Origin of the sequence: Terasakiella pusilla DSM 6293 (genome assembly GCF_000688235.1) — a bacterium.
Taxonomy (GTDB): Bacteria; Pseudomonadota; Alphaproteobacteria; order Rhodospirillales; family Terasakiellaceae; genus Terasakiella; species Terasakiella pusilla.
In genome coordinates this window covers 47,936-68,933 of the sequence record NZ_JHYO01000003.1, presented here as the reverse complement: position 1 = coordinate 68,933, position 20,998 = coordinate 47,936, and the positions used below count along the sequence as shown (strand labels likewise).

Annotated in this window: 24 protein-coding genes; 16 read left to right on the top strand and 8 right to left on the bottom strand. The window is 48.2% G+C overall.

Translation table 11 applies throughout. From position 1 onward, the window contains the following. Positions 1 to 6: 6 nt before the first annotated feature. Positions 7 to 981: a quinone oxidoreductase family protein gene (locus Q397_RS0102695; protein WP_028878100.1), complete on the top strand. Its 975-nt coding sequence runs from the start codon at positions 7 to 9 to the stop codon at positions 979 to 981. Between the two features lie 58 nt (positions 982 to 1,039). Here Q397_RS0102695 and Q397_RS0102690 read toward each other — a convergent pair whose 3' ends face one another. Next, entirely contained in the window at positions 1,040 to 1,873 is an 834-nt protein-coding gene (locus Q397_RS0102690) for a pirin family protein (RefSeq protein WP_038012762.1), read from the bottom strand. Between the two features lie 184 nt (positions 1,874 to 2,057). Between Q397_RS0102690 and Q397_RS0102685 the strand changes: the two genes are divergently transcribed. Both Q397_RS0102685 and Q397_RS23785 read left to right on the top strand, forming a co-directional pair. Then, entirely contained in the window at positions 2,058 to 2,816 is a 759-nt protein-coding gene (locus Q397_RS0102685) for a DUF4197 domain-containing protein (protein WP_205618789.1), read from the top strand. A gap of 2 nt (positions 2,817 to 2,818) precedes the next feature. Further along, positions 2,819 to 3,388 (top strand): ion channel, encoded by a 570-nt coding sequence (locus Q397_RS23785; RefSeq protein WP_028878097.1) that lies wholly within the window; start codon positions 2,819 to 2,821, stop codon positions 3,386 to 3,388. A 15-nt stretch (positions 3,389 to 3,403) separates the two neighbouring features. Here the strand turns inward: Q397_RS23785 and Q397_RS0102675 are convergent, their stop codons facing one another. After that, entirely contained in the window at positions 3,404 to 4,375 is a 972-nt protein-coding gene (locus tag Q397_RS0102675; protein ID WP_028878096.1) for a glycosyltransferase family 2 protein, read from the bottom strand. An 83-nt stretch (positions 4,376 to 4,458) separates the two neighbouring features. After that, positions 4,459 to 5,718, bottom strand: coding sequence for a transcription termination factor Rho (gene rho / locus Q397_RS0102670; RefSeq protein WP_028878095.1), 1,260 nt, complete (start codon positions 5,716 to 5,718; stop codon positions 4,459 to 4,461). 307 nt (positions 5,719 to 6,025) lie between these two features. Here rho and Q397_RS0102665 point away from each other — a divergent pair, with 307 nt between their 5' ends. Together Q397_RS0102665 and Q397_RS0102660 are read left to right on the top strand one after the other, a co-directional pair. After that, the gene (locus tag Q397_RS0102665) at positions 6,026 to 6,613 is read left to right on the top strand and encodes a hypothetical protein (RefSeq protein ID WP_028878094.1); all 588 of its coding nucleotides are present in this window, start codon (positions 6,026 to 6,028) and stop codon (positions 6,611 to 6,613) included. Positions 6,614 to 6,706: 93 nt separating this feature from the next. Beyond that, complete coding sequence (locus Q397_RS0102660) at positions 6,707 to 7,294, top strand: rhodanese-like domain-containing protein (RefSeq protein ID WP_028878093.1); 588 nt, start codon at positions 6,707 to 6,709, stop codon at positions 7,292 to 7,294. Positions 7,295 to 7,345: 51 nt separating this feature from the next. Here Q397_RS0102660 and hemJ read toward each other — a convergent pair whose 3' ends face one another. The 3 genes from hemJ to hemE are packed head-to-tail and all read right to left on the bottom strand — an operon-like array spanning position 7,346 to position 9,898. Next, positions 7,346 to 7,783, bottom strand: coding sequence for a protoporphyrinogen oxidase HemJ (gene hemJ / locus Q397_RS0102655; protein WP_028878092.1), 438 nt, complete (start codon positions 7,781 to 7,783; stop codon positions 7,346 to 7,348). 3 nt (positions 7,784 to 7,786) lie between these two features. After that, entirely contained in the window at positions 7,787 to 8,827 is a 1,041-nt protein-coding gene (gene hemH, locus Q397_RS20760; protein WP_038012759.1) for a ferrochelatase, read from the bottom strand. Positions 8,828 to 8,857: 30 nt separating this feature from the next. Then, positions 8,858 to 9,898: a uroporphyrinogen decarboxylase gene (gene hemE / locus Q397_RS0102645; protein ID WP_028878091.1), complete on the bottom strand. Its 1,041-nt coding sequence runs from the start codon at positions 9,896 to 9,898 to the stop codon at positions 8,858 to 8,860. A gap of 434 nt (positions 9,899 to 10,332) precedes the next feature. Here hemE and Q397_RS0102640 point away from each other — a divergent pair, with 434 nt between their 5' ends. The 7 genes from Q397_RS0102640 to Q397_RS0102610 are packed head-to-tail and all read left to right on the top strand — an operon-like array spanning position 10,333 to position 15,369. After that, positions 10,333 to 11,178, top strand: a complete 846-nt coding sequence (locus tag Q397_RS0102640) for a pyruvate, water dikinase regulatory protein (RefSeq protein WP_028878090.1) — start codon at positions 10,333 to 10,335, stop codon at positions 11,176 to 11,178. Next, positions 11,175 to 11,756 carry a Maf family protein gene (locus tag Q397_RS0102635; protein WP_028878089.1) on the top strand — a complete coding sequence of 194 codons (582 nt, stop codon included), beginning with the start codon at positions 11,175 to 11,177 and terminating at the stop codon, positions 11,754 to 11,756. Before Q397_RS0102640 ends, Q397_RS0102635 begins: the two co-directional genes overlap by 4 nt. Before the next feature lie 23 nt (positions 11,757 to 11,779). Then, a complete protein-coding gene (locus tag Q397_RS0102630; RefSeq protein WP_028878088.1) occupies positions 11,780 to 12,619 on the top strand; it encodes a shikimate dehydrogenase in 840 nt (279 codons plus the stop codon). Beyond that, positions 12,619 to 13,209 (top strand): dephospho-CoA kinase, encoded by a 591-nt coding sequence (gene coaE / locus Q397_RS0102625; protein WP_028878087.1) that lies wholly within the window; start codon positions 12,619 to 12,621, stop codon positions 13,207 to 13,209. The genes Q397_RS0102630 and coaE overlap by 1 nt, the downstream gene beginning before the upstream one ends. A gap of 17 nt (positions 13,210 to 13,226) precedes the next feature. After that, the gene (locus Q397_RS0102620; RefSeq protein WP_051609639.1) at positions 13,227 to 14,030 is read left to right on the top strand and encodes an isocitrate lyase/PEP mutase family protein; all 804 of its coding nucleotides are present in this window, start codon (positions 13,227 to 13,229) and stop codon (positions 14,028 to 14,030) included. A gap of 27 nt (positions 14,031 to 14,057) precedes the next feature. Further along, positions 14,058 to 14,741, top strand: coding sequence for a DNA polymerase III subunit epsilon (dnaQ, locus tag Q397_RS0102615; protein ID WP_028878085.1), 684 nt, complete (start codon positions 14,058 to 14,060; stop codon positions 14,739 to 14,741). Between the two features lies 1 nt (position 14,742). Further along, positions 14,743 to 15,369, top strand: a complete 627-nt coding sequence (locus Q397_RS0102610) for a FecR family protein (RefSeq protein ID WP_038012757.1) — start codon at positions 14,743 to 14,745, stop codon at positions 15,367 to 15,369. A gap of 73 nt (positions 15,370 to 15,442) precedes the next feature. Here Q397_RS0102610 and secB read toward each other — a convergent pair whose 3' ends face one another. After that, positions 15,443 to 15,937 carry a protein-export chaperone SecB gene (secB, locus tag Q397_RS0102605; protein WP_028878083.1) on the bottom strand — a complete coding sequence of 165 codons (495 nt, stop codon included), beginning with the start codon at positions 15,935 to 15,937 and terminating at the stop codon, positions 15,443 to 15,445. Positions 15,938 to 16,001: 64 nt separating this feature from the next. After that, the gene (locus Q397_RS0102600; protein ID WP_028878082.1) at positions 16,002 to 16,508 is read right to left on the bottom strand and encodes an FxsA family protein; all 507 of its coding nucleotides are present in this window, start codon (positions 16,506 to 16,508) and stop codon (positions 16,002 to 16,004) included. 114 nt (positions 16,509 to 16,622) lie between these two features. Here Q397_RS0102600 and Q397_RS0102595 point away from each other — a divergent pair, with 114 nt between their 5' ends. From Q397_RS0102595 to Q397_RS0102580, 4 genes are all read left to right on the top strand, one after another. Beyond that, the gene (locus Q397_RS0102595) at positions 16,623 to 17,324 is read left to right on the top strand and encodes a Tim44/TimA family putative adaptor protein (RefSeq protein ID WP_028878081.1); all 702 of its coding nucleotides are present in this window, start codon (positions 16,623 to 16,625) and stop codon (positions 17,322 to 17,324) included. Positions 17,325 to 17,328: 4 nt separating this feature from the next. Beyond that, on the top strand, positions 17,329 to 18,615 hold the full coding sequence (gene mltA / locus Q397_RS20755) for a murein transglycosylase A (RefSeq protein WP_240475011.1): 1,287 nt from the start codon (positions 17,329 to 17,331) through the stop codon (positions 18,613 to 18,615). A 15-nt stretch (positions 18,616 to 18,630) separates the two neighbouring features. Beyond that, positions 18,631 to 19,887, top strand: coding sequence for a diguanylate cyclase domain-containing protein (locus tag Q397_RS0102585; protein ID WP_028878080.1), 1,257 nt, complete (start codon positions 18,631 to 18,633; stop codon positions 19,885 to 19,887). 68 nt (positions 19,888 to 19,955) lie between these two features. After that, positions 19,956 to 20,975 carry a polysaccharide deacetylase family protein gene (locus tag Q397_RS0102580; RefSeq protein WP_051609638.1) on the top strand — a complete coding sequence of 340 codons (1,020 nt, stop codon included), beginning with the start codon at positions 19,956 to 19,958 and terminating at the stop codon, positions 20,973 to 20,975. Positions 20,976 to 20,998 lie beyond the last annotated feature (23 nt).

The window sequence follows — 20,998 nt, the reverse complement described above, 5'->3', positions numbered from 1 at the left end:
GAGTTAATGACCTACGCCATTCGTATCCATCAACCGGGCAATGCTGATGCCCTGTCTTATGATGACATCACCGTCCCTGCCCCAAGCGCACAACAAGTTCAAATCCGCTTTAAAGCCATTGGTTTAAACTTTATCGATTGCTATCAGCGCAGCGGCCTTTATCCCATACCCGACCTGCCAAAACCCTTGGGCATGGAAGGTGCCGGTGTGATTGAAGCTGTGGGGTCAGACGTCACGGACCTAAAAGTTGGTCAACGGGTTTGCATCGGCGCAGCCCTTGGCTGTTACACTCAACTTGGCAACTTTGATCAAAAAGTGGTTATTCCGCTCCCCGATGAGATTGAGTTTGAAACCGCCGCCGCCATGATGTTGAAAGGCATGACTGCCCATTATCTGCTGCGCCGTATTTATAAAGTCGGCAAAGACGATACCATCCTCTTCCATGCCGCAGCAGGGGGCGTCGGCTCCATCGCGACACAATGGGCCAAATCATTAGGTGCAACCATCATCGGCACTGTCGGTTCCCAAGAAAAAGCAGAGCTGGCAAAATCCCAAGGCTGTGATCATCCGATCCTGTACCGCGAAGAAAACTTCACCGACCGCGTAAAAGAACTCACCAACGGCGAAGGCGTGCCCGTGGTCTATGATTCCATTGGCGCGGCCACCTTTGAAGGCTCCCTTGATTGTCTACGCCCGTTGGGGATGATGGTCACCTATGGCAACGCAACAGGTCCGGTGCCCGATTTCTCCCCTACTTTATTGGCGCAAAAAGGCAGCCTCTTCCTCACCCGCCCAACGCTGATGAGCTATGTCGCCAAACGTGAAGACCTGTTGTGGGCGGCAAATGATCTGTTTGATGTGGTTAAATCCGGCGCAGTTAAAATCCATATTAACCAACGCTATGACCTCAAAGACACCGCACAGGCCCATAAAGACCTGGAAGCGCGCAAGACAACCGGATCAACGATCCTCTTACCGTAACACAAAAAAGGAGAGGTTTTAGATCACCTCTCCTTTTTCTTATTCTCTGTCTTTCGTTTTAAACAAAGCGTCCGGCGCGGAAATCGTCGAAAGCTTGATAGATTTCTTCCTGCGTGTTCATCACAAATGGGCCGTAACGGGCAATGGGTTCGTTAATCGGGTCTGCAGCAACGGCGATAAAACGCGCCCCCCGGGGACCGGATTTGACGTTGACCGCATCACCGTCATCCAATGTCACCAGACGGTTGGTTTCAATCTCTTCACAATCCAGATGGATTTTCCCCTCAAACAAAAAGAGGAAAGCGGTTTGACCCGCAGGGATTGGAATATTGACCTCCACATTCGGCTTCATCGCCAGATCGATAAACATGGGCTTGGTGACAATCTGTGACACAGCACCCGTAATGCCAAAGGCCTCCCCCGCGATGACTTTTAGGGTGCCGATCCCGTCCAGTTCTTTGCTAGGGATGTCGCGCGGATCAATATCCTGATAGCGCGGTTGCGTCATTTTATCGCGGGCAGGCAAATTGACCCAAAGCTGAAAGCCTTTCATCAAGCCGTCTGTTTGTTCCGGCATTTCACTATGGACGATACCGCGCCCCGCGGTCATCCATTGCGCGCCGCCACTATTAAGCAGACCTTCATTGCCGACATTGTCGCGGTGACGCATTTTGCCTTCCAGCATATAGGTCACGGTTTCAAAGCCACGGTGCGGATGATCGGGGAAGCCTGCGATATAATCTGCCCCATCTTCTGACCCAAACAGGTCGAGCAGCAAAAACGGATCAAGGTGGTCCAGCGTCGGTGTGCCGATAGCCCGCAGCATTTTCACCCCAGCCCCATCGGAGGTGGCAATAGGGGAAACAATCTGGTCAATCGTTCTTTGTTTCATAACACTTTCCCTTGTTGGAATTTCAAATCTTGCACAGAAGATAATCCCCTGCCCTGCTTTTGATTAGTCACCGATTTGGAAACAAAGTGTTTCACGTGAAACAGGCGACTGTTGCAATAGACAAAACCGCAAAGCCTGTTTAATCTGATCTTATCTTTTTCGATATCATCAGGACTTTATGATTATGCGCACTGCCCTTTTCTCTCTCCTTTGTGCCGGCAGCCTTTTAACCGCTCCAACCGTTCACGCTTTTGACCTGAATTCTGTGGTCAATAAAACCGTCGATGCCATTCAACAACGCACAAACTCGGTGCAAGGTTCCGGCTCCACGCTCAGCAGCCTCACGGACAATCAAATCATCGAAGGCCTGCGCGAAGCCCTGAAAGTCGGCACAGAACGTGTTGTCGGTCAAATTGGGGCTGTCGATGGCTATAACGCTGATCCGCAAATTCATATCCCCCTGCCCGACCAACTCGTACAGGTCCAGAGCCTGCTTAAAAAAGTCGGTCTTTCCTCGCTTGCAGATGATGTGGAACTGCGCCTCAACCGCGCGGCAGAACAAGCCGCCCCAAAAGCCAAAGAGATTATCGTGAATGCTATTTCTAACATGAGTTTAGATGATGCACGCGCCATTTATAATGGCCCGAACGATGCAGCGACGCAGTATTTTAAGAAAGTCTCCAGTGGAAACTTGCGTGAAACAATTGCGCCGATTGCGGAAAATAGCCTGAAAGATGTTGGCGCGATCAACGCCTATGACAGCCTGATGTCGCAATATAAAGATATCCCATTTGTCCCGGACGTGAAGGCTGATTTAATCAATCACACAACCGAATTGGCGATCAGCGGGATCTTCCATTACCTCGCCCAAGAAGAAGCCGCCATCCGTGAAAATCCGGCAAAACGCACCACTGAAATCCTAAAAACCGTCTTTGGCCAGTAAGTATGAATTTCCACTTCATCCGTGTCTGTTTTCGTTATCTCTCTATCGCGCGTCTTGATTTTCTAAGCGTTTTTCTGGTTTTAGGTGGAGTGACTCTCGTGGTCATCGGCGTCTGTGCGCCCCTGCTTTATTGGGCAGAATCGGCACGGCCTGGTGCGAATATCACCAATCTTGGCGATGCGATTTGGCTGTGTTTCATGATTGTCACCACCATCGGTTTTGGCGATCATTACCCTATCACCCTCATCGGACGTATTGCGGCCGTGCCGTTAGCGGCGACAGGGATCGGGGTGTTTGGCACCTTGGCGGGTTATTTTGGCTCTATCATTCTGGATCGGGTGGTGCGCCAAGCCTCAACCGACATGCTGCATCAACAAAACAGCCGGATTGAACAGCTTTCCAAACAAAATCAGGAACTTAATGAAATTATTCGCGCGGTCGCCTATGAGAATAAAGAGCTAAACCGGATGATTGTGGAACTGACCAAATCAAATAAAGAGATTATCCGCAAAGTCGATAAAGACACCGATGATATTCTCGATTACCTCAGAAAATGGAAGCATGAAGACTAAGTCATGTCTGCAGGGTCAGGTAAAATCCGGCCCTGCTTTTCCTGACTTCCCTGCCCCCGGTTTCCACTCCACGCTGCGCTCTACTTTACCATCCGGTGTAAAGGCAGCCAGGCAGTTTTTAATCGCTGCCAGTTTGTCCCTATGGGGCCAGATTTTCGTGCGGATATGATCCCAGACAAAACGGTTAAACAATCCACCATAGACTTTACGGTGAAACCGTTCAGCCCGTGAAATCGCCCGCTTGTAGGCATAATCAATATGGGCGGCGTTTAAGTCGGGACGTTCCAAAATCAGGAAATACATGGCCAGCACAGATTCATAGCGCGATCGGCCTTTTTGCGCGCTCAGGCGGTCTGGCGCTGCATGGGGCAAGAGACCCACATCCCCGTGGACGCGTGCGCCCGGCCCTTCTGCAAACAGGCGTAAAAACAACATCTGATCCGGTGAAACGAGACGCGGATCACATCCCCCTGCTTTTTGATAAAAGCTTTTTTTAAACAACATGCAGGTGGAATTTGCCGGATTGTTTCTGATGAAAAAACTTAAACCATCTTCCATCACTTCCATTTCCGGTTTTGGGGCCGGACGGCTTAACGGGTCTTCCTGCCCTTTCCATTCAAAATAGGCTGAATGCCCCCAAGCATGGTCCACATTCAAGCGCTCACAGGCTTCGATTAACCACAACGACGAATGCGGTGTCAGCAGATCATCGCCGTCACATAGCTTGATCCACTCATGACTTGCTGCGTCAACCCCTGCATTGGTGCCCCAGGACGCCCCTAGATTTTCCTGCTGAATGATGACCGTTTTGGCCCGTAAATCCTTCGTGCAGTCCTTAATCACTTCCACGGATCGATCACTGGACCCATCGTCTACAAAGATATATTCCCGTTCCTCAATCCCGATCTGGGCTTCCAGCGAACGGATAACTTCCGGCAGATAGTCTTCTTTATTAAAAACGGTGATGACGTAGGAAACGGCGGTCATAGGCATCTACTTCTTGTTTCACGTGAAACACAAAAAGACATCCCGGCCACTGGGGACCGGGATATCACTTACTCATTTTAGGCTTAACGAGAATTCATCGTATCGAAGAAATCATCGTTATTTTTAGAATATTTCAGCTTATCCAGCAGGAATTCCATACCGTCGGCTGTCCCCATCGGGTCGAGAATACGACGCAGAACCCACATTTTGGACAATGTGCCTTTATCAACCAACAGGTCTTCCTTACGGGTACCGGATTTGGTGATATCAATCGCCGGGAAGGTCCGTTTATCCGCCAGCTTACGATCCATCACGATCTCGGAGTTACCCGTCCCTTTGAATTCCTCAAAGATGACTTCGTCCATACGAGAGCCTGTATCGATCAAAGCGGTAGAGATGATAGTCAAAGACCCACCTTCTTCAATGTTACGCGCGGCACCAAAGAAGCGTTTTGGGCGTTGCAGGGCATTGGCATCCACACCACCGGTCAATACTTTACCGGAGCTCGGAACGCAGGTATTGTAGGCACGGGCCAGACGAGTGATGGAGTCAAGCAGGATGACAACATCCTTTTTATGTTCCACCAAACGCTTGGCTTTAGAGATGACCATTTCCGCGACCTGTACGTGACGGGTAGCCGGTTCGTCAAAGGTAGAGGAAATCACCTCCCCTTTTACAGAACGGTCCATGTCTGTCACTTCTTCCGGTCGTTCGTCAATTAACAGGACGATCAAATAACATTCCGGGTGATTTTCCGCGATGGAATGGGCGATATTTTGCAGCATCACCGTTTTACCGGTACGCGGCGGGGCCACCAGCAAGGCGCGTTGCCCTTTCCCGATCGGGGATACAAGATCGATCACGCGCGGTGTCATGTCTTTTGCTTCCGGATTTTCGATTTCCATTTTCAGGCGCTCATCCGGATAGAGCGGTGTCAGGTTATCAAAATGGACGCGGTGACGAGCTTTAGCCGCTTCTTCAAAGTTGATGTTTTCAACTTTCAGCAAAGCAAAATACCGTTCGCCGTCTTTGGGAGAGCGAATTTGCCCTTCAACCGTATCCCCTGTACGTAAGGAGAACTTACGAACCTGATTGGGGCTGACGTAAATATCATCGGGACCCGGCAAATAGTTCGCTTCCGGGGAGCGCAGGAAGCCAAAGCCATCCTGTAAAACTTCCAAAACACCGCCGCCATAAATGGTGACATCGTTTTCTGCCAGATTTTTCAAAATCGCAAACATCAATTCCTGTTTGCGCATATTCCCGGCGTTTTCAATTTCCAACTCTTCAGCATAGGCTAGAAGATCGGCGGGTGATTTGTCTTTAAGTTCTTGAAGATTCATATGTAATCTGCAGTGTAATTGTGGGAGAGAAGATCAAATATAGGTAAAGTTATCGAAATGAGTTTCGTCTACTTTATTGTTTTATTTGATAAATTTCGACAGTGCTGACATTCGATAAGGTCGTGTCGCTTGATCGAAAAGGAAGGAAGGAAGGTAAAAAGGCACCTATAAAGTGACTTGAATAGAAAATATGTAACCTGAAACGAATATTCAAGTCAAGTAATCCGAAAATCTTTCATTTCAACTGTTGCTATTAGGCCACGCATTCAGTTTACTAAAGGGAGATAGATATAAAACAGAGTGGAAAATGTTTAAAGCAGTCGTAATTTCTTTCATCGTTCTTTCCAGCCTTTTGCTGACCAAAATGGCGGATGCTCAATCGCGTTTTCAACAAATTCAAAAAGGCGTGAATGAAAACACAGCAAAGAAAGACGGAAGTGCAGGTTCAGGTGGTTCTGACGGAAAGACCGGATCTGTAGAGGCGACCCCAGCGGAACTAAACGATATTATTTTCCTCGGTGTCTTTGAAACCTATATCCCCACACGTAAGATCAATGCCCGTTTCACGGTCTATGGGGAACCACGCAAATTCCTGTTGGGTCACCGCGCCTGTACCAAAACCCAACGCATCCGCGACCATATCAACGCCTACCTGTTTAATCATCCGCCAGAAAAGTTTGATCACAAGGGCCAGGCCGATACAACCGGCATGGATCGAGGCGTGCGCGATGCCATCAAAGCAGCCCTGAAGACAAAACTTGAATATTTTACAAGTATTTACGTCTATAGCGGCCTCTATAGCGTTGCCAGCAAACCTCAAGATCTGTTGGAACTGACCGTCACTGATTGTGCGGGCGTCATAGCCAAAAAAGCGGAAATGGATAAAGCAAAATAAACTAAGGCGGGTAAATCTCCCTGTTTTTAAAGGAAAGGCTTGTTCCTCTCATTACATTAGAATATCTTTATATAAATTTTGGAGGATATTCTAATGAAAAAACTGTCACTCACCGCATTCACCCTCGCCGCCCTTCTTCTCGCTGCCCCCCTTCACGCTGCTGATAAACCGACAAAGACCACCGCACAGGTCAAATCCGACCTTTATGTCACGGCAACCGAAGCCTATGACCTGCTCCAACAGGATAAAACAGCGCTTCTGATCGACGTGCGGGATCCGATTGAAGTCATGTTTACCGGATTTACCGACGAAGCAGACATTCATGTCCCCTACATGATAAGCGATCGCACCCAAAAACATGCGAAAAAGCCTTCATACGCCATGAAAAAGAATGAAAATTTCTTCAAAGAAGTCTCTGAAAAACTGGAAGAAATGAAGATCAGCAAAGACACAAAACTTATTTTCATGTGTCGTTCCGGCTCCAACCGCAGCGCCCCTGCTGCCGATATGTTTTATGAAGCAGGCTTCAAAAACGCCTACACCATCGTTGATGGCTTTGAAGGCAGCCCCAGCAAAGAAGGCAAATCAAAAGGCGTGCGCGACGTCAACGGCTGGCGCAATTCCGGCCTGCCTTGGAGCTATAACCTGAACCCCGATAAAATGTATTTCAGCACGAATTAAAAACAAATCAAATCAAAACAGGGGAAGCCGCGGCCTCCCCTGTTTTGCATCTTAAAACGGTTTCACAATCACCATGATGACGATCACGATCATCAACAGCGTCGGGACTTCGTTGATCATGCGATAGAATTTCTCAGACTTCTGGTTTTTATCGTTTAAAAAGTCTTTGCGATATTTCGCCAGCATCATATGAAAGCCGATCATCAAGACGATGCAAGTGAGCTTGACATGTAGCCACCCTTGATCCCAGGCATTGATCTCTGCCAGCAACAATCCACCAAAAATGACTGAAGAAATCATCGCCGGGTTCATAATCGCGCGCAGCAAGCGTCGTTCCATCACTTTAAACGTCTCAGATAGCTCTGAGCCGACCTCTGCTGAGGTATGATAGACATACAAGCGCGGCAGATAGAACAGACCTGCCATCCACGCAAGCACAGAGATCACATGCAGGGCCTTGAACCAGAGATAACTATCTTCGAAAAACATGGATTATCCTTTGCAAATACAACGGCTGTGGCTGTTGGGGCAGATTTTGATCTTACCTTCCGGCATCACATCCCCATCTTGGGTGATATGATTGAAGACAATATCACTTAACCCCTTGATAAATTTAGGGTGTGTCGCAACAGTTGGGGTACGTAGATAAAGCGGCACGCCGTGTTCTTCCGCCAGTTCGCGATATTCGATATCCAGCTCGACCAAAGTTTCGGAATGTTCTGAGACAAAAGCGATCGGCACAATGATCAACGGCACTTTGTCTTTGCCGGCGCGCACGATCTCATCTTCCGTATTTGGGCCAATCCATTCCAGCGGGCCAACGCGGCTTTGATAGCTTACCCACCAATCTAAACCGTCTCTATTGAGCTTCTCCACCACAGCTTGCGCTGTCTGTTCCACTTGCCACTGATAGGGATCGCCGCCATCGACAATCTTCTTCGGCAGGCCATGGGCTGAAAACAGAATACGCGGTTTACCTGTCTGACTGGCCTGTTCAATCTGCGGGACCAAAAAATCTGCAATAGCGTCAATGAATCCATTATTTACGGGGTAGCAACAAACTGTTGTGGTTACGGCATTGATTTTTGCCTTCTTTGCCGCGCGATGCCAGTCTTTGATAGACGATTCACTGGTTGTCGTCGAAAATTGCGGATAAAGCGGTAGTAAAACAATGTGATCTGGCTCAAAAGCTTTCACTTTTTCTGCACAATCATCGCTCATCGGATACCAATACCGCATCGAAATGAATGTTTGAACCTCGACATTTTCGCCAAACTTTAGCGAAGTTGCCTCTCTAAGCGCATTTGCTTGATCTTGTGTCATCTCTAACAACGGGGATCGACCGCCCAAATGGCCATAAATTTCTTGCGCAACAGGGGCCCGTTTAGAGGAAATAAAGCGCGCCAACATCCAGCGGATCGGCTGTGGTGCGCCAATAATCGCTTTGTCATTGAACAGATTAAACAGGAAAGGTTCGATGGCCTCCACACTATCGGGGCCACCAAGGTTAAATAAAACAACTGCAAGCTTCATATTTCTCTTTCCTGCTTATCTATAATAGGCTTACTTTTTGAAATTCTGCACCATTTCAACGACACGGGCGACATTTTCCGGCGGTGTTTGCGGCACGATGCCGTGACCGAGGTTAAAGATAAACGGCCCGTTGGTCATGGTTTTGAGAATTTTTTCGACCTGTTCTTCCATTTGTTGCCCACCCGCAACGACACAGAGATTATCAAGGTTTCCTTGCACTGTGCACAGCGGTTGAAGTTCTTTCGCCGCCCATTCAAGCGGGACAGTCTGGTCGATACTGACGCCATCAACACCGGTTTCTATAACGAAACGCTTGTAAAGTTCACCTGCGCCGCGTGGAAAGCCGATGACAGGGATGCCCGGATGCATATCTTTCAAGCGTGAGGTGATTTCTTTGTTTGGTTCAATCACCCAACGCTCAAACTGATCTTCTGGAAGGACCCCCGCCCAACTGTCAAACAATTGTACGGCCTCAGCGCCCGCTTGGATCTGTTTAGACAGATATTCTGTTGTCGCTTCGACCAACAGATTGATCAGTTCTTGGAAAAAATCAGGATCTTGATAGGCAATTAGACGAATAGTCTCATATGTTTTTGATCCCTGGCCTTCAACCATATAGGTCGCGTTCGTCCAAGGTGCCCCTGCAAAACCAATAAGCGCTGTCGTTTCTGGAATTTCCTTACTTAACCTGCTGACAGTTTCGTAGACGGGGGCAAGATGGTCATGTATCCCGTCCATGCTCAGTTTTGAAAGCTCTTCTTTATTGCGAATAGGTTCTAATTTTGGCCCTTCGCCTTTAATAAATTCAACTTTTTGTCCCAAAGCGTCTGGAATTGTCAAAATATCGGCAAAGAGGATGGCTGCATCAAAGCCGTAGCGACGAAGAGGCTGTAAAGTCACTTCGGTTGCGAGATCGGGGGAATAACAGAAGTTCAGGAAATTTTTCGATTTAGCGCGTGTTTCCATATATTCGGGAAGATATCGCCCTGCTTGGCGCATGAGCCAGATCGGTGGACGTTCTGTGGTTTCACCTTTTAAAGCGCGTAAGAACAGTTTCTCTTGAGATGCCATGTTTCAATTCTTCCCTTTGATCCGTCTTTGAGTTCGTGGAGTTATTCACAGTTCAATAACAATAGTAAAGGTTATTTTCTTTAGGATGTTGTTGTTGTTGGGCCTGTGGATAACGGGGATCAAATTTAATCCACAGGCTGTCCCCATATGGCGGATGTTTTTGTCACAATTAAGGCTGAAATGGAGTCGCGGCTGTGGATTTTGAGTTTTGAGTCGCGGAGTCGGTTGATCTTTTTAAACGAGTCGCCAAAAATAGGGTGAATTATGGGGATAATGGGGATAACTTTTACAAAAGGGCCGCTTGTCCCCAGTCTGGGGTAAAGCGCAAAGAGTTATCCCACCCGTCACAACCGTTCGGACAAAAAGCGAAATAACAGGGGTATAATTTTCGCTTGTGATTAAAATACCGACTTATCCCCATGTTTGGCAGAGTTATGAACAGCTATCACATCCATCTTGTCTCCGATTCCACCGGCGAAACCATCGAAACATTGGCCCGCGCCTGTGTTGCACAGTTCAATGACATCACCGTGACTGAAAATGTCTGGACGTTGGTGCGCACAGCGGGCCAGGTTTCCAAAATTTTAAACGCCATTAAACAACGTCCCGGTGTGGTAATCTTTACAATGGTCGATAAAGGTTTACGCACTCAGTTGGAAAAAGGCTGTGAATCGCTGGGCGTGCCTTGTATTGCGGTGTTGGATCCGATTATGGCGTCACTGAAAGATTATTTTCATACCGAAGCCATGTTTAAACCGGGTCTTCAGCATGAAATGGATGAAGAATATTTTGAACGGATCGAGGCCATGCATTTTGCGTTGGCCCATGATGACGGGCAATCGACTCATGAAATACATACCGCAGATGTGATTTTGCTCGGGGTGTCGCGGACCTCAAAAACGCCGACCTGCATATATATGGCAAACAAAGGCGTGCGCGCCGCCAATGTGCCGTTGGTGCCGCAATGTCCCCTGCCCTTTGATCTGACGGATCCAAAATTTTCCAAATGTTTGATCGTTGGGTTAACGAAAGATCCGCGTCGGTTGGTACAGGTGCGCAAAAATCGCCTGAGTATGCTGAATGAGACGGCTCATACGGATTATATCGATCTCGATACGGTTGTGGATGAGGTTAAATTTGCGAGAAAACTCTGCAATAAAAACAGCTGGCCCATGATCGATGTGACCCGCAAATCCATTGAGGAAACTGCAACCGCGATCCTGAACTTAAAAATGAAGCGCGATCAAGCCTATGAAGATGATAACTGGGGGGAAGAATGAGCCTAATTCTCGCCTCAGCGTCGCAATCACGCGCCGATTTACTGCGTGGTGCCGGCCTTGAGATCACAACAAAAGCCAGCGATTTGGATGAAGAGGTCATTAAAGGGCAAGGCTTGTCGGTTGTAGGTACGGCCTTAAACCTCTCCACCGCCAAGGCTTTTGCCGTTGCGACAGAATATCCGGACAGTTTGGTCATTGGTGCGGATCAAATGATGGAATGTGCAGGACAGCGCTTTGATAAACCGAAAAACTTGGATCAGGCGCGTGATCAACTGTCTTTTTTGCGTGGGAAAACCCATCGCCTGATCTCGGCGGTTGCAATTGTGCGGGGGCAAGAGTGTCTCTGGTCCCATCATCAATGTGCTGAATTGGACATGCGCGCCTTTAGTGATGCGTTTTTGGACAGATATATAAAAGAAATGGGCGATGATCTCTTTACGACGGTGGGCGGCTATCGGCTGGAAAGTCAGGGTGTGCAGTTGTTTAACCGCATCGAAGGGGATTATTTCACCATTCTGGGGCTGCCGCTTTTGGCAGTGCTGGATTTTTTACGCACGCAAGATATAATTCAGCGATAATTCGGATAAAAGGCAGAAATATCATGATCTTAAGTGGTAACGCAAAATTGGCAGGGGTTGTCGGCTGGCCTGTAAACCATTCCAAATCCCCGCGTTTGCATGGGTTTTGGCTGGAACAGTATAAAATCGACGGCACTTATGTGCCCTTGGCGATTAAACCGGAAGATTTTGAAAGCGCGATCCGTGGCCTGCAAAAATCCGGCTTTAAGGGCGTTAATGTTACCGTACCCCACAAAGAAAGTGCCCTAAAGATTGCAGATAAAGTCAGTGCGCGGGCTGAAAAGATCGGTGCGGCAAATACGCTTGTTTTTCAAGAAGATGGATCAATTTTTGCCGATAATACCGATGGTTTTGGGTTCTATGAAAATTTAAAACAAGGTGCTGTGGATTGGCAGGCAGACGCTGGCCCTGCGGTGGTTTTAGGGGCAGGCGGGGCCGCGCGTGCGGTTATTGTGGCGTTGGCTGAAGCCGGTGTGCCGGAGATACGGTTGACCAACCGCACCCGCGCGCGTGCTGAAAATTTGGCGGCAGAACTGGACGCTCCCATCACTGTTGTCGATTGGGAAGATCGCAATGCGGCCTTGGAGGACTGTAACCTTTTGACCAACACGACCACCTTGGGCATGCACGGGCAAGGCTTACTGGAAATTGATTTGTTTGATCTGCCCAAAACAGCCTTGGTCAATGATATTGTCTATGTCCCGCTGATGACCAATTTGCTGGAAAAAGCACATGCCCATGGCTGCCCGATTGTTGATGGTATTGGCATGTTGCTCCATCAGGCACGCCCGGGGTTCGAAGCCTGGTTTGGCACAGACCCGCAAGTGACGGACGAGTTGCGCCAGTTTGTATTGGCGGATTGATGTATATTTTGGGGTTAACCGGTTCCATCGGGATGGGGAAAAGTGCAACGGCAAAGCTGTTTCAGCACTATGGCATCCCTGTGCATGATGCGGATGCGACGGTGCATAAATTAATGGGACCAAAGGGCCGCGCAACCCCTTTTATTGCCAAGGCTTTCCCCGGATCATTGGCAGAAAACGGCACGGTTGATCGCCTCAAGCTGGGACCATTGGTTTTCGGTGATGATCAGGCGCTTAAAAAATTGGAAGCCATTTTACACCCCATGGTGCGCGAAGAAGAACGCAAGTTTTTACGCCAATGTCAGTTGCAGCGTCATAAAATGGTCGTGCTGGATATCCCTTTATTATTTGAAACCAAAGGGGAAAAACGTTGCGATGGGGTGGCGGTTGTCAGTACGTCCAAGATCATGCAAAAAAAACGCGTGCTCGCGCGTCCGAACATGACGGTGGAAAAGTTCCGTGCCATCTTAAAAAAGCAACTGTCGGATTTTGAAAAGAGAAAACGCGCAGATTATGTCATTTTCACCGGAAATGGGTTTCGTCATGCCCGTTTTCAGGTGAAAGGGATTATTCAAGACATCATATCCTAACCAAATAAGGAAAGCAGATGACACAGGCAGAAAAGTTTAAGTCCCTCCATCATCAAAAAGCGCCGTTTATCCTGCCGAATGTGTGGGAACCGGGCGGGGCTTATTTGGTGGAAAAAATGGGATTTCAGGCGGTTGCGACCACAAGCGCGGGGATTGCTTATTCCAATGCCATGTGTGATGGCTCGATCATTGACCCGACCTTGATGTTTGAAACCATTGAAAAAATCGTCAATGTGGTCAGCATTCCCGTCACCGCCGATGTGGAAACAGGCTATGGCGATCTGGAAAAAACCTTAAAGACGCTGCAAAGTCTGGGGGTTGTCGGGGCAAATATCGAAGATGCGAGGGGCAGTGACCTATCCGACCTGATCGGGTTTGATGAAGCAGTAAGTGCGATCAAATCTGCTAAAGCGACGGTGGGGGATGAGTTTGTGATTAACGCGCGTACCGATACTTATCTGACCGGACAGAAAAATGCCTTGGAGATGGCGATTGAACGCGGCAATGCGTTTTTGCAAGCCGGGGCAGACTGTATCTTTGTCCCCGGTGTCCGCGACCCAAAAGAAATGGCGGTACTGGTTAAAGAAATCGCTGCCCCGATCAATGTGGTCGCGGGATTATCCGGCACACCGTTGAGTATGGCGGAATATGCGGCCTGCGGAGTGAAGCGGATTTCCACGGGCGGGTCATTGATGCGGCGTTGCTTTGCCATGTTGGAAACCTGCTTGCAGGAAATGCGCGATCAGGGGAGTTTTGGTTATGCAAATGACGCCATAGCTGATAAATCCATAGACCTGCTGTTTAAGGGCAGATCAGACTAAAACCTACCTTGGATGCCGGATAAAGCCATGCGCGAAATCGTACTTGATACCGAAACCACGGGCTTTGAATATAAGCAAGGCCACCGTCTTGTTGAGATCGGTTGTGTGGAGCTGGAAAACCATATGCCCACGGGCAATACCTATCACCAGTATATCAATCCTGAACGCGATATGCCGGAAGGGGCCTTTCGGGTCCACGGTCTGTCGGAAGAATATTTGCGCGACTTCCCGATCTTTAAGGAAGTGGCACAGGAATTTATTGATTTTATTGGGGATTCTACCCTTGTTATCCATAACGCGGGCTTCGATGTGCCATTCCTGAACTGGGAACTGAAACAGCATGGTTTTGCGGAGATGGAAAATAACGTGGTCGATACCCTGATCATGGCGCGCAAGATGTTTCCCGGCTCGCCGGCAAACTTGGATGCGCTGTGTCGTCGTTATCAGGTCGATAACTCCAACCGGGAAAAACACGGCGCCTTGCTTGATAGTGAGCTGTTGGCAGAAGTTTATCTGGAACTGATCGGCGGACGTCAACCGGGCCTGTTGTTGGGCAAAAATGTCTATGATGACGATGAGGATGTAAAGATTGAACGGGTGTTTCGTGAGCCCCGCCCCCATCATGCCACGGAAGAAGAATTAGCAGCCCATGCTGCGTTTATGGAAAAAATAAATGATCCGATTTGGTATCGAGGAAAAGAAGGTGGTTAAGATGAAAAAAAGATTGATTTTGAGCTGTCTTACCTTTCTGGTTTTTATTTTTTCACAGGCTGCTTTTGCCGACCTTCAGGTTGCAGGTAAGGTTAAACATATTACAGGATCGGCACTTGCTGTACAAAACGCACAAGTTCGCCCGCTTAAGGCGGGTGATGAGGTGTTAATCGGTGATATTTTATCAACGGGTCAGGATTCCCGCCTTGAAATTGCAATGATTGATGATGGTAGTTTTAAACTCGGTGAAAAAACATCCTTTGTTGTAATTGATTACACCTTTGGTCAAGGGAATGAGGGAAATGTCATTACAGAGCTTTTAAATGGCGCAATGGATGGCATCTCTGGTCAGATTGCCAAGACTAATCCGGAGGGGATGAAAATACTGACCCGCAGTGCGACAATCGGTATTCGCGGTACGAAATTTTTTGTAGGGGAGTTGGACAACCAGCTTCAAGTCGCCCATTGGTCCGGGGGCGGTGTCTTGGTTAAAAACCATGGCGGCGAAGTCTTTTTGGAAGATGATCATATGGGAACGACGATTGAACATGATCATAAAGCCCCCACTGCCCCGAAAAAATGGGACGGAGAAAAGAAAAAACGCGCGAAAGCTTTGGTTGATCACTGATAAATAGATTAAAAATAAAAAGCCCGCAAAATCGATCCTGATTTTTGCGGGCTTTTTTATTGAATGGCAGAACTTAGTTCTTTGTTTCGCCTTCGGCTTCTTTTTGTGCGGCCAACGCTTCGAGGCGCTGACGGTACATGCCGGCAAAATCGACCGGGTTCAGCATCATCGGAGGGAAAGACCCATCGCGTGTGGTGTTTGCAACGATATGACGGGCAAACGGGAACAACATACGCGGACATTCGATCAACAACATCGGCTCCAGATGTTCTTCCGGGACGTTAATTTCAAAGATACCGCCATATGCCAGCTCACAAATAAAGGCAACATCGTCTTTAACTTTGCAGTCTGCACGAATGCGAAGAACACATTCATACTGGTTTTCTGTCAGCTTTTTGGCGTCAACGTCCACATTTACATTCACATCAGGCTGATCTTGCATCAATTTGGCGTAGATACCCGGTGAATTTGGCACTTCAAAGGATAAATCTTTGATGTACTGACCGTGAATGGCAAGTTGAACAGCGTTTTGTTCTGCTGCGGCGTTATTTTCGTTTTGGTCGGCCATAAGCCCTACTCCTAATCTGCAAAATTTTTAATTAAAGGGTTGGTAACATGAAAAAACGCGATCGTTAATCCTTTTTTTCCGACCAGGGACTGTCGGGATTTGGATCAATCTCTTCAAAATCAGCGTCGATAACTTTTGAATTTTGTTTTTGTGTATCTTGAGGATTATGAGGATGAATAGGACGGCCATCAGGACCAACAACATGAACGTTGCCGCGCTTTAAGACGATTTCTTTTATATGTTTTCTCATAAATGCCCGAAAAGGCGGAAAGAATAAAAGAAATCCAACTGTATCTGTTACAAAGCCGGGGGTGAGAAGGAAGGCACCGGCTAAAACAAGGCAAATACCATCAAACATCTCTTCGGCGGGGACGCGCCCCTCGTTGATGGTGTTTTGGGCGCGCATGAGGGTACTAAGCCCTTGTTGACGTAAAAGATGAGTACCGAGAACGGCAGTCAGGATCACGATAATCAGGGTGGGCCACAGACCGATGACGTCGCCAACTTGAATGAAAACAGCGATTTCGATGACCGGGACGCCGATAAATAGAAGAAGTAAGATAAAACCCATGTGTTTCTGCCCGTGAATCCTTGCCCTTTTGGTGAATTAAGATTATCTAGTTTTACAACAGCATAAGCGCAAGCTACACTACAATTAAATGGTAACGGGTATAAATTATTCATTATGGCAAATTTTGATCTTATTTTACTGGCTTTGATCGCGGTCTTTATCTTTCTGCGTCTGCGTAGTGTCTTGGGTAGCAAGGATGGTAACGAGGAAAACCGTAACCATCGTGATATGTTTAATCCCGGTCCGGCGGAAGAAGCCGATCGTGGTGATGAGCGTGACAATGTAATTCATCTTCCCGGTAGCGAGCCGCAAAATCCGGCTCAACAAAAGCCTGCCGATGTGGTGACGGAAATTCAGCCGGTGGGTCCGGTTCAACAGGCGTTGGCCGATATTATGGAAGTGGATCCAAATTTCGACCAACATGGCTTTGTCGAAGGGGCTGGCGGTGCGTTTGATATGATCATCAATGCCTTTGCAAATGATGATCGTGAAACCCTGCAAAATCTGCTGACAAAAGAAGTTTATCAGAACTTTGAACAGGCATTGGATGCCCGTAAAGCTGCTGGTGAAACCTTGGAAACAACGGTAATCGGTATTAATTCCATCGAGATTACAGACGCTAATCTCGCGGATAATCTCGCGGAAGTTACGGTGCGTATTATCAGTGAACAGGTCAATGTCACGACGGATAGCAACGGCGACGTGGTTGATGGTGATAACAACTATATTGATACGATCACGGATGTTTGGACGTTTGAACGTGATGTGACGTCAAAAAGTCCAAATTGGTTCCTGAAAGCAACACAGACGGAATAGCATTGTGAAGAAGTGGCGCGCATCTGTATCGGCACGTGCAGGGGTACTGGGACTTGGTCTTTTGGTTTCCGCCTGTGCGGTGTCACCCCAAAATCCCGATGAAGATGCAAAGCCTTCTGAAGAAGCACTGAAAACGGCACAGCAAACGCTTGTGCCGGTTTCTTTTGCAGCCCTGCCCGGTTGGTCAGCCGATACTGTGTTTGATGCCATCCCGGCCTTGCGTAAATCTTGTAAGACATTTGGCCGTAAACCCAATGATCGCGCGATCGGTCCCAATGGGATTGGGGGGACGGCCGGGGATTGGAAGTCTCTTTGTACGCAGGTTTATTCTCTGCCCGATGGGGATCATGCCAAGGCGCGTTCTTTCTTTGAAGCAAATTTCCAACCTTATCTGGTGTCGGATATCGCAGATGACGATAAGCCTGCGGCGGGGTTGTTTACCGGCTATTATGAAGCGGGCTTACGCGGCGCTTATCGGCAAAGTGGACCCTACCAAACGCCGCTTTATAAAAGGCCGGATGATTTGGTCCTTGTCGGCTTAGGGGAATTTAAGTCGCAATGGAATGGCAAGCGCCTTGCCGGTCGGTTGGAAAACGGGCAACTGGTCCCTTACGCCAGCCGAAGCGAGATTGAAACGGGCAAATTACGCGGTAAAAATCTGGAGCTTGTCTGGGTTGATGATCCGGTTGATGCTTTTTTCCTGCATATTCAAGGCTCAGGACGTGTCCAGTTTGCCGATGGATCGACCATGCGGGTTGGCTATGATGGGCACAATGGGCATGATTATACCTCGATCGGGCGTATTTTGATTGATCGCGGGGAAGTCAGCAAAGAAGATATGTCCATGCAGGCCATTCGACAGTGGTTGGCAACGCATCCGCAAAAAGGTCAGGAGCTGATGCGGGAAAATGCGTCTTTCATTTTCTTTCGGGAGCTTAAGGACGAGGGACCGGTTGGGGCGCAAGGCGTTGCGTTGACACCGGGGCGATCCCTTGCCATCGATAAACGCTATATGCCTTTGGGCGTACCGATGTGGCTTTATACTTTCACGGATCCGGTTTCCACAGATCCGATTTCGCGTCTGGTGGTAACACAGGATACGGGCGGCGCCATTAAAGGGGTTGTGCGCGGTGATGTTTTTTGGGGATTTGGGAAAGAAGCTGCTGAACGTGCCGGGAAAATGAAAGAACCGGGCAGTTATTTTGCACTTCTCCCTTTAAATTCCCTGTCTAAATGCCAAGTATGTGAAACTGCTGAAGATACGCCTGAAGTAAAAACATCCGCCAAATAAATAAGGCAAATAGTAATGAAAATTCTGCTGGTAGAGAGTTCGAAAACCGTTTCTTCTCTCCTGACGATTGAGCTTGAGAAATTTGTTCATGTCGACGTGGATTGGGTCGATAGTTTACAGGCCGCCAAAGACCATATTAAACAAAACACGGACAGTCCGTATGCGCTTGCAATTTCTTGTATGAGCCTAAGCGATGCGCGGGATTGGGAGGCCATCAGTCTGCTGAGCAGTCACAACATCCCCACCATTATTTTTTCATCCGCTTTTAATGAAAAGCAACGCGATGAGTTTTTAAAAAATCCGATCATCGTCGATTACGTGGTCAAGGAAAGTCGTGTTGGCTTGCGCTATTTGTGCAATATGGTCCATCGCCTGCTGAAAAACCGTGAGATCAAGGCCATGGTGGTTGATGATGCCAGTGCCATTCGTACTCATGTCGGCAGTTTGTTACGTCAATATCAGTTTCAGGTTCTGGAGGCCGAAAACGGTCAGCAGGCCCTGGATATTTTGCAGGATAATCGTGATATCAAGCTGATTATCAGCGATTACACCATGGCGCCGGTAGATGGTTTTGAAATGACTAAGACCATTCGCGAAACCTATGAAAAAGAAGAACTTGCCATTATCGGCCTGTCTGGCGTCGATTCAGCCACTCTGTCGGCACGTTTTATCAAGGTCGGGGCCAATGATTTCATCACCAAGCCGTTTCAGCCGGAAGAGTTTTTCTGTCGGATTACCCAAACGGTCGATTTGATCGAAAAGACGCAAGCGCTTGTGGATGCGGCGACACGTGATTTTCTGACAGGCCTTTATAATCGACGATTCTTCTTTGAAAATGGGGAAGGAAAGCTCAATCGGGCACGTCGGGAAGGCACAAATATTGCCCTTGCCATGTTGGATATTGATCACTTTAAAAGTGTAAATGATACCTATGGGCATGATGTGGGGGATGAGGTCTTAAAGGGGGTGTCCAAACTTTTGGTAGAATGTACGCGCGACCATGACCTGGTGGCCCGCATGGGGGGTGAAGAGTTCTGTATTTTGCTGAATGACATCACAAAAAACGAGCTATCAGAATTGCTTGAAGCCCTGCGTAAAACTATCGAGCAAAAGCAGTATGCCTCCCTTGAAGATCGTAAAAACGTAACTTCAAGTTTTGGGGTTGTCTATGCGCAGGCTGGTGAGAACTTGGACGATTTGGTCAAGCGTGCTGACAAATTGTTGTATCGTTCAAAAGAAACCGGACGCAATAAAGTTACGGTTGAAGATTAACCCCTTGCCCTTTTCAAAATATATTGAGATATTAATATCTTAGACAAAATTTTTGTGCAGGAATTCCCATGAAAAAACCTTTGATGGCGGCGGCGGCATTTGCCCTCAGCCTTGTTTCGGCATTGCCCGTCTTTGCGCAAAGTTCTGCCAGTGTTGTGATGTATCACCGTTTCGGTGAAGACAGCTTCCCTGCGACCAATATTCGCATGGATCAGTTTGAGTCTCACATTCAGGAGATTAAGTCCGGCGGCTATAACGTTCTGGCGCTTGGGGACTTGGTGGAGAAGTTAAAGGCAGGCGAAACCCTGCCCGATAAAACATTGGCGATCACCATTGATGATGGGTACGCCAGTATTTACGAAAAAGCGTTTCCCAAATTCAAGGAAGCGGGCATTCCGTTTACCATCTTTTTGTCTACTGACCCGATCGATCGCCAATATGCCGGATATTTAAACTGGAAACAGGTGCGCGAAATGTCGGACCATCCGCTGGTCAGCATTGGTGCCCATACGGCAAGTCATTTGCATATGGCGGCAGCGTCGCAAGCGCGTGTGGGGGATGAAATGGCACGCTCTTTACAACGGCTTGAAGAAAAGCTGGGGTATCGTCCTGATCTTTTCGCCTACCCTTATGGGGAAGCCAGCCTTGCCGCAATCGAGGTTGTGCGCGGGTTTGGGATGAAAGCGGCCTTTGGTCAACATAGCGGGGCCATAGGCACAGGCGATGATCCGTATTATCTCTCGCGTTTTGCCTTGAACGAAAAATACGGCGATCTCAAACGTTTTCAGATGGTGGCGCAGACCAAGTCTTTGTTTGTGCAGGAATTGCAGCCGAAAGATATGATGATTGAAAAGCGCAATCCGCCTTTGGTCGGCTTTAGTGTTGCCGAAGAAGTCGGGGATTTGTCCCCGCTTGCCTGTTTCTCCGGTCATGAAGGTAAGGTGCGGGTCGAGAAATTATGGGAACGCAGGGTTGAAGTCCGTATGGAAAAACCCTTGCCAGTGGGTCGTACGAGGCTTAATTGTACTATGCCTGCCGGTGAAGGGCGTTGGCGTTGGTTTGGACGCCAATTCTACGTCGCACCATAAACTAGGCGGTTAGAAAGCAACGC

Coding starts and splice junctions, on each gene's coding strand:
- Q397_RS0102610 (WP_038012757.1), top strand. CDS start 14,743: ATGAAAAAAAGATTGATTTTGAGCTGTCTTACCTTTCTGGTTTTTATT.
- Q397_RS0102595 (WP_028878081.1), top strand. CDS start 16,623: ATGGCAAATTTTGATCTTATTTTACTGGCTTTGATCGCGGTCTTTATC.
- Q397_RS0102585 (WP_028878080.1), top strand. CDS start 18,631: ATGAAAATTCTGCTGGTAGAGAGTTCGAAAACCGTTTCTTCTCTCCTG.
- hemJ (WP_028878092.1), bottom strand. CDS start 7,783: ATGTTTTTCGAAGATAGTTATCTCTGGTTCAAGGCCCTGCATGTGATC.
- dnaQ (WP_028878085.1), top strand. CDS start 14,058: ATGCGCGAAATCGTACTTGATACCGAAACCACGGGCTTTGAATATAAG.
- coaE (WP_028878087.1), top strand. CDS start 12,619: ATGTATATTTTGGGGTTAACCGGTTCCATCGGGATGGGGAAAAGTGCA.
- Q397_RS0102580 (WP_051609638.1), top strand. CDS start 19,956: ATGAAAAAACCTTTGATGGCGGCGGCGGCATTTGCCCTCAGCCTTGTT.
- Q397_RS0102660 (WP_028878093.1), top strand. CDS start 6,707: ATGAAAAAACTGTCACTCACCGCATTCACCCTCGCCGCCCTTCTTCTC.
- Q397_RS0102600 (WP_028878082.1), bottom strand. CDS start 16,508: ATGGGTTTTATCTTACTTCTTCTATTTATCGGCGTCCCGGTCATCGAA.
- Q397_RS0102620 (WP_051609639.1), top strand. CDS start 13,227: ATGACACAGGCAGAAAAGTTTAAGTCCCTCCATCATCAAAAAGCGCCG.
- Q397_RS0102685 (WP_205618789.1), top strand. CDS start 2,058: ATGCGCACTGCCCTTTTCTCTCTCCTTTGTGCCGGCAGCCTTTTAACC.
- Q397_RS0102695 (WP_028878100.1), top strand. CDS start 7: ATGACCTACGCCATTCGTATCCATCAACCGGGCAATGCTGATGCCCTG.
- hemH (WP_038012759.1), bottom strand. CDS start 8,827: ATGAAGCTTGCAGTTGTTTTATTTAACCTTGGTGGCCCCGATAGTGTG.
- secB (WP_028878083.1), bottom strand. CDS start 15,937: ATGGCCGACCAAAACGAAAATAACGCCGCAGCAGAACAAAACGCTGTT.
- Q397_RS0102690 (WP_038012762.1), bottom strand. CDS start 1,873: ATGAAACAAAGAACGATTGACCAGATTGTTTCCCCTATTGCCACCTCC.
- hemE (WP_028878091.1), bottom strand. CDS start 9,898: ATGGCATCTCAAGAGAAACTGTTCTTACGCGCTTTAAAAGGTGAAACC.
- rho (WP_028878095.1), bottom strand. CDS start 5,718: ATGAATCTTCAAGAACTTAAAGACAAATCACCCGCCGATCTTCTAGCC.
- Q397_RS0102640 (WP_028878090.1), top strand. CDS start 10,333: ATGAACAGCTATCACATCCATCTTGTCTCCGATTCCACCGGCGAAACC.
- Q397_RS0102665 (WP_028878094.1), top strand. CDS start 6,026: ATGTTTAAAGCAGTCGTAATTTCTTTCATCGTTCTTTCCAGCCTTTTG.
- Q397_RS0102635 (WP_028878089.1), top strand. CDS start 11,175: ATGAGCCTAATTCTCGCCTCAGCGTCGCAATCACGCGCCGATTTACTG.
- Q397_RS23785 (WP_028878097.1), top strand. CDS start 2,819: ATGAATTTCCACTTCATCCGTGTCTGTTTTCGTTATCTCTCTATCGCG.
- Q397_RS0102675 (WP_028878096.1), bottom strand. CDS start 4,375: ATGACCGCCGTTTCCTACGTCATCACCGTTTTTAATAAAGAAGACTAT.
- Q397_RS0102630 (WP_028878088.1), top strand. CDS start 11,780: ATGATCTTAAGTGGTAACGCAAAATTGGCAGGGGTTGTCGGCTGGCCT.